Here is a 12,219-nt window from a genome sequence, read left to right as displayed (position 1 = left end):
TTTGCCGACTGTCCCCGCCTTCCATGACGTCCCGGTCAGAGCAGGCGGGTGAAGTGCCCCATCTTGCGGCCGGACCGCGCCTCGGCCTTGCCGTAGAGATGAAGGAGCACATTGCGTTCGGCAAGCAGGTCCGGAACGCGGGCGATGTCGTCGCCGACGAGGTTCTGCATCACGCAGTCCGAATGGCGCGACGGGTCGCCGAGGGGCAGGCCTGCAATCGCGCGGATATGCTGCTCGAACTGCGAAACGACGCAAGCGGCCTCCGTCCAGTGGCCGGAATTGTGTACGCGCGGCGCGATCTCGTTTGCGACGACGCCGCCGTCGGCCAGAACGAAGAACTCGACACCGATGACGCCGACATAGCCGAGCGCGTCGAGAATGGCGGTTGCCGCCTTGCGGGCGGCCTCCGTGGTCGACCCGCCGACGGATGCGGGCACGGTCGATGTGTGAAGAATGCCGTTGCGATGCACATTTTCGGCAGGATCGAAACAGGCGGTCGTGCCGTCGGGCGCGCGTGCGGCGATGACCGAGATCTCCCGGTCGAACGGCACGAAGCTTTCGAGGATCAGCGGGACCTGTCCGAGCGCGATATAGGCGCCGGCCGGATCGTCGGCAGCGGAACGGAAGACGCGCTGGCCCTTGCCGTCGTAGCCGAGCCGGCGGGTCTTGAGCACGCCGGCCCCGCCGAAGTCCGCAAGGGCGGCCTCCAGATCGGCCTGGCTGTCGACGGGATGGAATCCGGCGGTGGCGATGCCGCAGCCGTTGATGAAGCGTTTCTCGACGAGACGGTCCTGCGCCACTTCCAAGGCCTTCGGCGGCGGGAAGACCGGCCGCGAACGGGCGAGTTGCTCGGCGGCCGAGACCGGGACGTTCTCGAATTCGTAAGTGATGAGATCCGCCACCCGCGAAAGCTCGTCCAATGCGCGCGGATCATCATAGGCGGCAATGATCTGGTCGTTCGCCACCTGCGCCGCCGGACAGTCCGGCTGCGGCTCGAGCACCACGGTGCGGAAGTTCAGGCGGGCAGCGGCCATGGCCAGCATGCGGCCAAGCTGGCCGCCACCGATGATGCCGATGGTCTTCATGCCTCGTCTACCGGATATTCCGCGACCGATACGGTCTGCTGTTCGCGCCAGTCGTCGAGGCGGTCGGCAAGATCCTCGTCACCCAGCGCGAGCACGGCGGCGGCCAGAAGTGCCGCATTGATGGCGCCCGCCTTGCCGATCGCAAGCGTGCCGACCGGAATGCCGGCCGGCATCTGCACGATCGACAGCAGGCTGTCCTGGCCGGAAAGCGCTCTCGACTGGACCGGGACGCCGAAGACCGGAAGCGGCGTCATGGCCGCGCACATGCCGGGAAGATGCGCCGCACCGCCGGCGCCGGCGATGATCACCTGGAACCCCTCGTCGCGCGCGCCCTTGGCGAAGCGGACCAGGCGGTCGGGCGTGCGATGGGCGGAAACGATCCGGGCTTCGTAAGCGATGTCGAGCGCCTCGAGCGTGTCGGCCGCGTTCTTCATCGTCTCCCAGTCCGACTGGCTTCCCATGATGATGGCGACGGGCGGGGGCGTAGTGTCGGTCACGTCTCGATCCATTTCAGGCGATGATGTCGGGAATGATCTGGTCTTCGATCTTGGTGATCTTGTCCTTGATGGCCAGCTTCTTCTTTTTCATGCGCTGGACGCGCAAGGCGTCGCAACCCGTCTGGATCATCGCGTTGATTGCCGCGTCGTAGTCTTCGTGTTCCTGCCTCAGGCGCGCGATAGTCAGTCTGAGTTCGGCCTGGTCCTGGTCCGGCATGCAAAGCGATCCCCATAAGCCCGGCTTCGCCGATCCGCGATCCGGAAATTCCTGCGTCGCTCTACCACATCTTGGTTGGCGACGGGAAGTTACCACGCGTCATCATTTCGCCTTCGACAAATGAAAAATGGCATGGCACATTAAAAAGGTTTCAACCATGGAACATCCGGCATTTGCGTGCCGGATGCAAGCTAAAGGGAAGGGACTGCCAATGACCATTGAGGCTCATCTTGCAACGCTTGAGAAAAAACATGGCGTCCTTGAAGAGGAGCTACACGAGGCTCTGAACTCTCCGTCCTGCGAGGACGAACTGATCAGCGAACTCAAGCGACGGAAGCTGCGCATCAAGGACGAAATCGAAAGACTCCGTTCCTCGACGCACTGAGCGTGAACGGTACTCCCGATTGAATCGGGATGCATCGCCACGCGGAACTGCAGAGGCGATGCAACGATAGGGTCAAAACAATCCCGAAAAGATAGATTGCATTGCTTGACCGGACCAAGGTCCGGTCGGCTTTGCGCGGCCGGACGGAATGCATCAGGACCAGAATTGGTCCAGCCACAGGTTGAGCCGGTCGAAGCCCGGCTTGTTGATCGCGTAGATCCGCCGTGTGCCGCTGGTCGAAACTGATACCAGGCTGCTGTCAAGCAGGGCTTTCAGATGCTGGGAGACGGCGGGCCGGCTGATCGGCAGACCTTCGGCGAGCTCGTTGACGGTTCTTGGCGCGCGCCTGAGTTCCTCCAGCAGATGGCGCCGGTTCGGATCCGCAATGGCATCGAATGGGTCCGCGATCGTCATGCGCGGACGTTAGGCGAATTCCCCCGGAGCGGCAAGAAAATTGTGCGGTGCGGAATGTGCTTCGCACAGCAGCACCCGCTACACTCCTCCCGATACGATGCTCCGGAGCCCATCCCATACGAGCTTCGAGCCGGCGAGGAAGGCCATCGTGTACATGAAGGGATAAAAGACCTGCGGCTTCATCCGCCGGACGGTCCAGGCGCCGCAGGCGGTCGCGACCATGGCCAGCGGGAAGAGCGTTGCCGAGGTCTTGAGATTGCTGAGATCGAGTTGGCCAAGGGCGAAATAGGGGATGAGCTTCACCGCATTGAGGGTCGCAAAGAAGCGCACGATGGTGCCGGTATATTCGCGCGGCGCGAGCTTCAGCGGCAGTGCGTAAATCTGGAAGGGCGGACCGCCGGCATGGGCGACGAAGCTGCCGTAGCCGGCGAAGGAGCCCCAGAGTGCTGCCGGACCGGCGCGCTGCGGTTTCGGCTGGATGGGCGGACCATTGCGGCTGCGCCACAGGGTGTAGACATAGCGCAGTACGAAGACGACGGTGATGAGCCCGATGATCAGCCTCAGGGCGTCGCGGGGCACATAGGCGGACGTGGCCCAGCCGACCGCGATGCCGGCGAGGGCGCCCGGGAGGAGCATCACGAGGGTTTGCCGATCCCCGTGCTTGCGCCAGATCAAAAGGGAAACGATGTCCATGGCGATGAGGATCGGCAGGAGCAGCGCCGCGGCCTGTACGGGCGAAACGACCATGGACAGGATCGGGACGCCCATCAGCGACAGGGCCTCGCCCATGCCCCCCTTGGACAGGCCAACGAGCACGACGGCCGGAACGGCAACGAGATAGAAGTCGATGTCGGGAAGCATTGGCGGCGGTTGATCCTTTTGTCATCTCCGTCTATCGGTTTTCCGCAATGAAATCGAGTGCCGGCTTCCGGCCCGAAGCGAGATCGCCAGGATTGACCCATGAGCAACATTGAAGACCGCTGCCGCCTCGTGCTGGTCGTTCCGGATATCGCAGATAGCGCGGAACGCGCGAAACTCGTCGGCGAGGCGCTGAGGGGCGGCGACGTAGCGTCGGTGATCGTGCCGCAATACGCGCTCGGCGATGCGGATTTCCAGAAGCATGCGGAAGCGCTCGTACCGGTGATCCAGCAAGCCGGCGCCGCGGCCTTGATCGAGGGCGACACGCGGGTCGCCGGACGGGCGAAGGCGGACGGTCTCCACATCGCCGGCGGTCCGGATGCGCTTGCCGATGCGATCGAGCGGCACGCGCCGAAGTTGATCGTCGGCGGCGGCAACGCCACCGACCGTCACCATGCGCTCGAGATCGGCGAGCTGCGGCCCGATTACGTTTTCTTTGGCCGCACGGATGGCGACATAAAGCCGGAGGCGCATCCGAAGAACCTGGCACTCGCCGAATGGTGGGCGTCGATGATCGAAATTCCCTGCATCGTCATGGGCGGCACGGATCCGCAATCCGCGCTTGCGGCCGCCGAAACCGGTGCCGAGTTCGTGGCGCTCCGCCTTGCCGTCTTCGGCGAGGCCGGTCAGGCGCCGTCGGTGGTCGCGGCCGTCAACGCATTGCTTGACGAAAAAGCGCCACGGTTTGAAGGTTAAGACCTGCCGATGGTAGTCCGCTCTCTCCTGAAATCCAGCCGGCCCGCAGCCCTTGCCGCCGCGATGCTTCTTGCAGTCGCGCCCGCAGTGGCTCAGCAACCGGTCGCGCCTGCGACGGCCGACGAGGGCAGCGCGTCGAAGCGCGGGCGGATCACGCCTTTCAACGGCGCGGTACTGCCGGAGGATGCGGAGCGCAAACCGGCAACGGCCGCTCCGGAAAAGCCGAAGCCCGGCGACGGCAGTGCGCCTTCGAAGGGCGTCACCGTTTTCGATCGCATGGGAGCCGAATTGCCGGCTCTTCCCGAGGAAAAGCCCTTCACCGGCAAGATCGACGAAGCCTACGGCGCCTTCCAGCGAGGGTACTACCTGACGGCGATCGACCTTGCCTTGCCGCGGGCCCAGCTCGGCGACCCCGCCGCCCAGACGCTTGTCGCCGCGATCCTGGAACAGGGTCTCGGCGTTGCACGCGACGCCAAGGCGGCGGCCTTCTGGTACGGTCAGGCGGCGAACAATGGCGACCCGGCGGCCATGTTCAAATATGCGCTTATCCTGATGGAGGGCCGCTACGTCAAGCGCGACCGGAAGAAGGCCGACGAACTGATGAAGAAGGCTGCCGATCTCGGCAACGCCTCGGCCCAGTTCAACTACGGGCAAACGCTCGTGGCCGACATGCCCGGCGAGCGGGGGCTGAAGGCGGCGATGCCCTATTACGAGAAATCCGCCGAGCAGGGCATTGCGGATGCGCAGTATGCGCTCTCGCAGATCTATCTCAATGTCGACGGCATAGAGGAGAGCAAGCGGGCCCGTGCGCGCGAGTGGCTGCTCAGGGCGGCGCGGGCGGGCTATGATACCGCCCAGCTCGACATTGCCATCTGGCTGATCGAGGGTATTGCCGGCGACCGCAATCTGGAGGAGGGGTTTGCCTGGATGAAACGCGCCGCCGAAAGCGGCAACGTCGTCGCCCAGAACCGGCTTTCCCATCTCTACGTCAATGCCATTGGAACCCGTCCGAACCCGGTGGAGGCGGCAAAGTGGTACGTGCTCTCGCGCCGGGCCGGCCTCAAGGACGATGCGCTCGAGGATTTCTATCTCGGCCTCAACGAAACGCAGCAGAAATCGGCGCTGGCGGCGGCAAACAAATATCGCTCGACCTGACACGCGCCGGCAGACCCGATCTATTTCGCTTGAACTTCCGGGGTTTTTGTGGTCTTGAAGCCCCGGTTTTCTCCGCGGCCTTCCACCCCTGTGCCGCCGCGGACGGAGTGACATCTCACTCGGTTTTTTGACGACGGTTCTCCTGCCCGCGCTTCGAGCTGCGGCCCGCATGCGAACTGTCAGACAGGTTCAATGTCCGGTCGAGCGGTCTCGGCCGGCCTTCGCTAGAGGAATTGCCGTATGGCCCGCTCCGCCCTTCTTAATGTCATGGTCCAGGCCGTCTTCAAGGCCGGCAAGTCGCTGGCACGCGATTTCGGCGAAGTACAGAACCTGCAGGTTTCCTTGAAAGGACCGGCCGACTACGTTTCGCAGGCGGACCGCAAGGCCGAGCGGATCATCCGTGAGGAGCTCATGAAGGCTCGCCCGACCTACGGCTTCCTCGGCGAGGAGGGCGAGGAGATCAAGGGAACGGACGGCGCCCACCGCTGGATCGTCGATCCGCTCGACGGCACCACCAATTTCCTGCACGGCATTCCGCATTTCGCCATCTCCGTCGCGCTCGAGCGCCAGGGCGAGATCGTCGGCGCGGTCGTCTTCAATCCGGCGACGGACGAGCTCTACACCGCCGAGCGAGGCGGCGGCGCCTTCCTGAACGACCGCCGCCTGCGCGTCGGCGCGCGCAAGGCCCTCTCCGATGCCGTGATCGGGACCGGCACGCCCCATCTCGGCCGCGGCAATCACGGCAAGTATCTGGTCGAGCTGCGCCACGTCATGGGCGAGGTCGCCGGCATTCGCCGCATGGGCTCCGCCTCGCTCGATCTCGCCTATGTTGCGGCCGGCCGCTTCGACGGCTTCTGGGAACGGGACCTTGCCGCCTGGGACATGGCTGCCGGCCTCTTGCTCATCCGCGAGGCCGGCGGGTGGTCCACCGATGCCGAAGGCGGCAGCAAACCGCTGGAAGCAGGTTCGATCGTCTGCGGCAACGAGCATATCGCAAAGGCGCTTCGCGAGGTGATCCAGCGCCCGATTCCGTCCAAGTAACGGCAATATAGTTCACCCGGAACGGTGCAACGTTTCCGGGAGGGCAACATGCATAAAACAGCAAGCTGAAGCGCGCCGTATGAATTCGATTTGAATGCGACGCGCTTTAGTGCCGTGCCCTTTGTTTTCCCTTCAATTCGGCGCAAACTTCCACTAGTCTCCGGGCCAATACGGATGGCCTCAGGCCATCGGCAGCACTGCTCTTCGATCGTCTTCGATTTGGGAATGGTGTAGCAATTCAGAGTGATGCGGCCGCCCTCTTGTTCGTCGGACAGGCGCGGAAACTGCCGCAAAACCGGGAGACTGGCGAACTTATGGCGAAACTGAATCTGTCCGGCTGGCGCGATCGCGAAGACGTGGAGGAGGACTACGGTCCGCACAAGCTTTCGAGCCCGATGCCCTATTTCTGGACCATGGTCCTTTTCCTGATCATCGTCGGTTTCGTCGCTGCGATCCTCTTCCGCCAGGCAAGCGAGGCCTTCGCCGGCAATCCCGGCCTCAACGGGCTGATCCTGGGCGTGCTCGTGATCGGTATCCTGCTGGCGTTCAACCATGTCCTCAGTCTGAGACCCGAGGTTCGCTGGTTCAACTCCTTCCGTGCCGCCGGCAGCGCCGATAAGGTCGGGCGCGATCCGGTGCTGCTTGCGCCAATGCGTGCTCTCATCGGGGGCCGCCAAACGACGGCAATCTCGACGGCCGCGCTCCGGTCCATCCTGGATTCAATCGCTGCGCGCCTCGACGAGTCGCGCGACATCACCCGCTATCTCGCCGGACTTCTCGTTTTCCTCGGCCTGCTCGGCACGTTCTGGGGCCTGCTCGGCACCATCGGTTCCATCAACACCGTGATCCAGTCGCTGGATGCGGGAAGCGGCAGCACCGACGATCTCCTGGGCTCCCTCAAGAGCGGTCTTTCGGCACCTCTCACCGGCATGGGAACGGCGTTCTCCGCCTCGCTCTTCGGTCTTTCCGGTTCGCTCATCGTGGGCTTTCTCGACCTGCAGGCGGGACGCGCGCAGAATCGCTTCTATACGGAGCTCGAGAACTGGCTTTCGTCGGTAACCGACGTCGGCTCCGGTTTCTCCTCGCCGGGCGACATGACCGACGGCGCTCCGGTGGAAGAGCTGCGGCGGCTCACCGACCAGCTTACGCGCCTGACGCATGACGGCGGCGTGAACCAGCGCACCACCGCGGCCATGGCGAGCCTCGCCGAAGGCATCCAGGGCCTCGTCAAGAACATGCGCGGCGAGCAGCAGATGCTGCGCGACTGGATCGAGGCGCAGCAGGAGGAAGCCAAGGCGATGCGCAAGACGCTCGACCGGCTGACGGCGCGCATCGGCCAGGCCGACCGGATCACCGTGCAAAGCGATAAGGCCGCAGGACAGGCGAAGCTCAGCCGCATCGAAGACGGCGGAGGGGATTGAGCATGGCGCTTTCCCGACGCCGCGATCCGCGGGCGATCAACTACTGGCCGGGCTTCGTCGACGCGCTCTCGACGCTGCTCATGGCGATCATGTTCCTGCTCAGCGTTTTCGTCACCGCGCAGTTCCTGCTCGGCCGGGAGATCAGCGGCAAGGACGAGGTGCTGAACCGGCTGAACAGCCAGATCAACGAACTCACCCAGCTTCTGGCGCTCGAGAAAAGCGGCAAGCAGGATCTCGAGGATTCGCTCGCCAACCTGCAGGCGTCGCTTTCACAGTCGGAAGGCGAGCGGTCCCGCCTGCAGGCCCTGCTCGACCGGGGCGCCGGCAGTGCCGAAGTCGCCGACGAAAAGATCGGCCGGCTTGGGTCCGAGCTCGAAAACGAGCGGCAGGTCAGCGCCCGGGCCATGAGTCAGATCGAACTGTTGAACCAGCAGATCGCAGCGCTTCGCAGCCAGATCGCCGCCATCGAAGGCGCACTCCAGGCATCGGAGGCGAAGGACGACGCCTCGCAGGCCAAGATAGCCGATCTCGGCCGCAGGCTGAACGTCGCCTTGGCGCAGCGTGTCCAGGAGCTCAACCGCTACCGTTCGGACTTCTTCGGCCGGCTGAGGGAAATCCTGTCGGATCGGGAAAATATCCGCATCGTCGGCGACCGTTTCGTCTTCCAGTCGGAAGTGCTCTTTCCATCGGGCGGCAGCGACCTGAACCCGGAAGGGCAGGCCGAGATGGCGAAACTTGCGACAGCCCTTCTCGACCTTGCCAAGGAGATCCCGGCGGAGATCAACTGGGTACTGCGCGTGGACGGCCACACGGACGACGTTCAGCTGTCGGGGATAGGGCGCTTCCGGGACAATTGGGAACTGTCGTCCGCCCGCGCGACGTCCGTCGTCAAGTTCCTGATCTCGAAAGGCGTTCCGGCCGACCGGCTGGTGGCGGCCGGCTTCGGGGAGTATCAGCCCATCGCACCGGGCGAAAGCCAGGAAGCACGCGCGCAGAACCGCCGCATCGAGCTCAAGCTCACGGAGAAATAAGCTCCCCTGCGTGTTGGATAGACGTCGGCATGATGGTCGCACTGACTTCTCGCCGTCTGCCCTTCCTTGGACGCGGCAGGGCTGTCGATGCTCGCCGTGCGTGACGCTCCGTGCCGGGCGGCGGCGCTGTCGGCGGCTGCATCTTTTCCCGACTGACGCGGCGTGCTGCGCCGGCGGGAAGGTCGAGGGCCAAACGCCGAAGCATTTCCGAGTAAAGGGCGTCCGCTCGGATTCGGGCAGGGTACAAACCGTTGCAACGTTTCAGTTTTTCAACAAACCATCCGGGTGTCTTACCTTCGCTCTACTGACGCTTGTTTCCTGATGATTCAAACTTGACTCTTTGGATCATATTAAAATAAGGGGAACGAGATCAACTTCCGAGGGTATTCCATATGAGACTTTCCAGCCTGGTCCGATCCACAGCCGTTGGATTCGCGTTCGCTGTTGCCGCACTGCTCGATGTCGCGGGAGCCGCTGCCGAAGAAAAGACGTTCGTTGACGTCATCGGTCGAGAGGTGAAGGCTGACCTGCCCGCCAAGAGGGTTCTGCTCGGCTTCTATTTCGAAGACTACATGGCCGTGGGCCGCGAGGCTTCCTATGACAAGGTCGTCGGTATCTCCCGTGAGGCCTGGGAGGGTTGGCGGCCGACCAGCTGGGCCAAATACGTCGCCCATCGGCCGTCGCTCGACAAAATCCCCGATGTCGGAGAGGTCGAAGCCCAGACTTTTTCCATCGAGAAAGTTTTGGAGCTGAAGCCGGACATCGTCGTGCTGGCGGACTGGCAGTATAAGGGCCTTGGTCTAGATGCCGATCGCATCGAGGATGCGGGCATTCCGATTGCCGTTGTCGACTTCAATGCCCAGACGCTGGAGCGGCACCTCGATAGCGCCCGGATTCTAGGCCTGATCACCGGCGAAGAGCAGCGGGCTAGCACGATCGCAGCGGACTACAGGGCGACCGTCGACCTGATTGGTCAGCGGCTCGCCAAATCCGGCAAAAAGGAGCCGAAGATCTATGTGGAATTCGGCAATAAGGGGCCAGCTGAATACAGCTTCACCTATGGTAAGAATATGTGGGGCGCGATGGCGACGGCGGCCGGCGGTGACAATATCGCCGCCCCTTTCGTGGAGTGGTGGGGTCCGATCAATCCTGAGCAGGTTCTGGCGTCCAAACCGGATGTGATTGTCATATCGGGCACCGAATCCCGCAAGAATCCGACCGCAATGTTGATGGGTGAAGGCATTAGCAAAGCCGAGGCACTGGAGCGCCTGAAGGGCTTCACTGCCCGCGCAGGCTGGGACCAGATCCCTGCGGCCCGGCAAGGGCGGATCTTCGGAGTCTATCAGGGTGCATCGCGTACGCTGGCCGATCATGCGATGATGCAGTTCTTCGCCAAGGCGCTCTATCCCGATCTCTTCGCCGATCTTGACCCGGAGAAAACCTACAGGGACTTTTACAAAAAGTATCTGCCCGTCGTTCCGGAAGGCACCTTCACGGTGTCGCTTTCCGACAAGGCTGGTGGGTGATCCCACATGACTGGCGCCACATTGGTTGCTTCAGCCATGGCAGGCCAGCGTCGCCGGGAGCGGCGGCGCTGGCGCCTGCTTTTCGGCATGACGCTGTTCTGTTGTGTAACATTGGTGATCGACATCGGCACCGGACCATCCATGTTGTCGCCAGCCCAGGTGCTAGCCGCGCTTTTCCGCGCGGAAGCCGCCGACGATATGACGCTAGCCATCGTCAACGATCTCCGCTTGCCCATGGCCTTGATGGCTCTCGTCGTCGGCTGTGCGCTCGGTGCCGGGGGAGCGGAAATTCAGACGCTTCTCAACAATCCGATGGCCAGTCCCTATACACTCGGGCTCGCCGCCGCCGCCGGCTTCGGCGCGGCCATCAGCATCTTTACAGGCGGCTTCGGCCTGCATCCCGCAGTGTCCGTGCCGCTCGGCGCATTCGTCTTTGCGATGCTGGCCTCGGCCTTCCTGTTCCTGCTCGCCGGCTTTGCGAACATAACCTCGACCATGCTCGTGCTGGCTGGCATCGCGCTCCTCTTCTTTTTCCAATCCCTGCTCTCGCTCTTGCAATTCATCGCCTCGCCGGAAGTCGGCCAGCAGATCCTTTTCTGGCTGTTCGGCAGCCTCACCAAGACCACGTGGACGAACCTCTGGGTCACGCTCGGCGTGACGGTCTTCTGCATTACCTTGCTGTTTCGTGACGCCTGGAAGCTTACGGCGCTTCGCCTTGGCGAGGCACGCGCGCAAAGCCTCGGCGTCGATCTCACCCGTCTGCGTCTGACGACGCTGGTTCTTACCGGGCTAATGACGTCCACCGCGATCAGCTTCGTCGGAATCATCGGATTCGTCGGTCTCGTTGCGCCGCATGTCGCGCGATTGCTTGCAGGCGAGGATCAGCGCTTCTTCCTGCCGCTTTCCATGATTACGGGGGCGGCATTCCTGTCGATGGCGTCCATCATCTCGAAAGTCGTTATCCCCGGCGCCCTCTTTCCCGTCGGTATAGTCACTGCCATGGTCGGTGTGCCGTTCTTCTTCTGGATCATGCTGGCGCGACGCCGATGAGCGAACTCGTCCTGGATGATCTTACCCTGTATCGCGGCCGTCATTGCGTCGCCAAGGACCTATACCTGCGCTTCCTGCCTGGGCAGATGCATGTCATCCTCGGCCCAAACGGAGCGGGAAAATCGTCGCTCCTGCGCGCGCTCTTCGGCGAAATTCGGCCGGTTGCGGGCACGATCCGTCGCGGGAGTACCGCTCTGTCGCATCGCAACCTGCGCGCGTGGCGAAACGCTGTCGGCTACATGCCGCAAGATACAACCATCGATGCCTCGCTCACTGCCCTCGAGGTGGTGCTTCTCGGGCGCATGGGCGAACTCTCCTTCCACGTCGATGACGACACCCTGCGCGCGGCGGCCGAGGCCATGGAGTCGGCGGGTATCGCGCATCTGGCGGAACACGACATTCTGTCGCTCAGTGGCGGCCAGCGGCAGCTCGCCCTGTTCGCCCAAGTGCTGCTGCGGGATCCGGACATTCTTCTTTTGGACGAACCGGTGAGTGCGCTGGACATGCACCACCAGCAGAAACTCCTAGACCTCGCCCATAGGGAGACCCGCTCGCGCAACCGGATCAGCATCCTTGTCCTGCACGACCTCAGCCTCGCGGCTCAATACGCCGACCAGCTGATCCTCATCGGTGACGGCCAAGTGAAGGCGGTGGGACGTCCATCCGAAGTCCTCGACGCTGACCTCATCGGCCGCACCTATGGCGTGGAAGTGGAGATACTTACCGACAGTGCCGGCGCGCCCGTCGTGCGCCCCAAGCGATCCGTTCTCGCGTGAAATCCCT

14 protein-coding genes are annotated in these 12,219 nt (G+C 63.3%); 9 read left to right on the top strand and 5 right to left on the bottom strand.

The window, feature by feature from the left end:
- Window positions 1-35: 35 nt before the first annotated feature.
- From CN933_RS19820 to CN933_RS19810, 3 genes are read right to left on the bottom strand one after another with little or no spacing between them, the layout of a single operon-like run.
- Window positions 36-1,085: a 5-(carboxyamino)imidazole ribonucleotide synthase gene (locus CN933_RS19820; RefSeq protein WP_018096801.1), complete on the bottom strand. Its 1,050-nt coding sequence runs from the start codon at window positions 1,083-1,085 to the stop codon at window positions 36-38.
- Entirely contained in the window at window positions 1,082-1,594 is a 513-nt protein-coding gene (gene purE / locus CN933_RS19815) for a 5-(carboxyamino)imidazole ribonucleotide mutase (RefSeq protein ID WP_018096802.1), read from the bottom strand. The genes CN933_RS19820 and purE overlap by 4 nt, the downstream gene beginning before the upstream one ends.
- Before the next feature lies 1 nt (window position 1,595).
- A complete protein-coding gene (locus tag CN933_RS19810) occupies window positions 1,596-1,799 on the bottom strand; it encodes a YdcH family protein (RefSeq protein WP_003536028.1) in 204 nt (67 codons plus the stop codon).
- A 211-nt stretch (window positions 1,800-2,010) separates the two neighbouring features.
- On the opposite strand from CN933_RS19810, the gene CN933_RS19805 reads away from it, so the two are divergent.
- A complete protein-coding gene (locus CN933_RS19805; protein ID WP_003536026.1) occupies window positions 2,011-2,184 on the top strand; it encodes a YdcH family protein in 174 nt (57 codons plus the stop codon).
- Between the two features lie 153 nt (window positions 2,185-2,337).
- Here CN933_RS19805 and CN933_RS19800 read toward each other — a convergent pair whose 3' ends face one another.
- On the bottom strand, window positions 2,338-2,598 hold the full coding sequence (locus CN933_RS19800; protein ID WP_018096803.1) for an ArsR/SmtB family transcription factor: 261 nt from the start codon (window positions 2,596-2,598) through the stop codon (window positions 2,338-2,340).
- A gap of 78 nt (window positions 2,599-2,676) precedes the next feature.
- Complete coding sequence (locus tag CN933_RS19795; protein WP_018096804.1) at window positions 2,677-3,459, bottom strand: sulfite exporter TauE/SafE family protein; 783 nt, start codon at window positions 3,457-3,459, stop codon at window positions 2,677-2,679.
- Window positions 3,460-3,558: 99 nt separating this feature from the next.
- Here CN933_RS19795 and CN933_RS19790 point away from each other — a divergent pair, with 99 nt between their 5' ends.
- The 8 genes from CN933_RS19790 to CN933_RS19755 all read left to right on the top strand — a co-directional run bounded on the left by CN933_RS19790 (window position 3,559) and on the right by CN933_RS19755 (window position 12,212).
- Window positions 3,559-4,212, top strand: a complete 654-nt coding sequence (locus CN933_RS19790; RefSeq protein ID WP_018096805.1) for a thiamine phosphate synthase — start codon at window positions 3,559-3,561, stop codon at window positions 4,210-4,212.
- A 9-nt stretch (window positions 4,213-4,221) separates the two neighbouring features.
- Window positions 4,222-5,367 (top strand): tetratricopeptide repeat protein, encoded by a 1,146-nt coding sequence (locus CN933_RS19785; protein ID WP_018096806.1) that lies wholly within the window; start codon window positions 4,222-4,224, stop codon window positions 5,365-5,367.
- Window positions 5,368-5,607: 240 nt separating this feature from the next.
- Complete coding sequence (locus tag CN933_RS19780) at window positions 5,608-6,408, top strand: inositol monophosphatase family protein (RefSeq protein ID WP_018096807.1); 801 nt, start codon at window positions 5,608-5,610, stop codon at window positions 6,406-6,408.
- A 314-nt stretch (window positions 6,409-6,722) separates the two neighbouring features.
- Window positions 6,723-7,829 carry a MotA/TolQ/ExbB proton channel family protein gene (locus CN933_RS19775; protein WP_018096808.1) on the top strand — a complete coding sequence of 369 codons (1,107 nt, stop codon included), beginning with the start codon at window positions 6,723-6,725 and terminating at the stop codon, window positions 7,827-7,829.
- 2 nt (window positions 7,830-7,831) lie between these two features.
- Window positions 7,832-8,860 carry a peptidoglycan -binding protein gene (locus CN933_RS19770; protein WP_018096809.1) on the top strand — a complete coding sequence of 343 codons (1,029 nt, stop codon included), beginning with the start codon at window positions 7,832-7,834 and terminating at the stop codon, window positions 8,858-8,860.
- Window positions 8,861-9,252: 392 nt separating this feature from the next.
- Window positions 9,253-10,386 carry an ABC transporter substrate-binding protein gene (locus tag CN933_RS19765; RefSeq protein WP_018096810.1) on the top strand — a complete coding sequence of 378 codons (1,134 nt, stop codon included), beginning with the start codon at window positions 9,253-9,255 and terminating at the stop codon, window positions 10,384-10,386.
- Window positions 10,387-10,392: 6 nt separating this feature from the next.
- Window positions 10,393-11,436, top strand: coding sequence for a FecCD family ABC transporter permease (locus CN933_RS19760; protein ID WP_026168794.1), 1,044 nt, complete (start codon window positions 10,393-10,395; stop codon window positions 11,434-11,436).
- The gene (locus CN933_RS19755) at window positions 11,433-12,212 is read left to right on the top strand and encodes an ABC transporter ATP-binding protein (RefSeq protein WP_102762210.1); all 780 of its coding nucleotides are present in this window, start codon (window positions 11,433-11,435) and stop codon (window positions 12,210-12,212) included. Before CN933_RS19760 ends, CN933_RS19755 begins: the two co-directional genes overlap by 4 nt.
- Window positions 12,213-12,219: the final 7 nt, after the last annotated feature.

It is taken from the genome of Sinorhizobium sp. M4_45 (assembly GCF_002885915.1).
GTDB lineage: Bacteria > Pseudomonadota > Alphaproteobacteria > Rhizobiales > Rhizobiaceae > Sinorhizobium > Sinorhizobium meliloti_A.
The sequence above is the reverse complement of the archived record's forward strand: the minus strand, read 5'-3'. Positions and strand labels throughout refer to the sequence as shown.

What these genes read in the sequence shown, in the direction of transcription:
- CN933_RS19820 (WP_018096801.1), bottom strand. Translation starts at nt 1,085, where the DNA reads ATGAAGACCATCGGCATCATCGGTGGCGGCCAGCTTGGCCGCATGCTG.
- purE (WP_018096802.1), bottom strand. Translation starts at nt 1,594, where the DNA reads ATGGATCGAGACGTGACCGACACTACGCCCCCGCCCGTCGCCATCATC.
- CN933_RS19810 (WP_003536028.1), bottom strand. Translation starts at nt 1,799, where the DNA reads ATGCCGGACCAGGACCAGGCCGAACTCAGACTGACTATCGCGCGCCTG.
- CN933_RS19805 (WP_003536026.1), top strand. Translation starts at nt 2,011, where the DNA reads ATGACCATTGAGGCTCATCTTGCAACGCTTGAGAAAAAACATGGCGTC.
- CN933_RS19800 (WP_018096803.1), bottom strand. Translation starts at nt 2,598, where the DNA reads ATGACGATCGCGGACCCATTCGATGCCATTGCGGATCCGAACCGGCGC.
- CN933_RS19795 (WP_018096804.1), bottom strand. Translation starts at nt 3,459, where the DNA reads ATGCTTCCCGACATCGACTTCTATCTCGTTGCCGTTCCGGCCGTCGTG.
- CN933_RS19790 (WP_018096805.1), top strand. Translation starts at nt 3,559, where the DNA reads ATGAGCAACATTGAAGACCGCTGCCGCCTCGTGCTGGTCGTTCCGGAT.
- CN933_RS19785 (WP_018096806.1), top strand. Translation starts at nt 4,222, where the DNA reads ATGGTAGTCCGCTCTCTCCTGAAATCCAGCCGGCCCGCAGCCCTTGCC.
- CN933_RS19780 (WP_018096807.1), top strand. Translation starts at nt 5,608, where the DNA reads ATGGCCCGCTCCGCCCTTCTTAATGTCATGGTCCAGGCCGTCTTCAAG.
- CN933_RS19775 (WP_018096808.1), top strand. Translation starts at nt 6,723, where the DNA reads ATGGCGAAACTGAATCTGTCCGGCTGGCGCGATCGCGAAGACGTGGAG.
- CN933_RS19770 (WP_018096809.1), top strand. Translation starts at nt 7,832, where the DNA reads ATGGCGCTTTCCCGACGCCGCGATCCGCGGGCGATCAACTACTGGCCG.
- CN933_RS19765 (WP_018096810.1), top strand. Translation starts at nt 9,253, where the DNA reads ATGAGACTTTCCAGCCTGGTCCGATCCACAGCCGTTGGATTCGCGTTC.
- CN933_RS19760 (WP_026168794.1), top strand. Translation starts at nt 10,393, where the DNA reads ATGACTGGCGCCACATTGGTTGCTTCAGCCATGGCAGGCCAGCGTCGC.
- CN933_RS19755 (WP_102762210.1), top strand. Translation starts at nt 11,433, where the DNA reads ATGAGCGAACTCGTCCTGGATGATCTTACCCTGTATCGCGGCCGTCAT.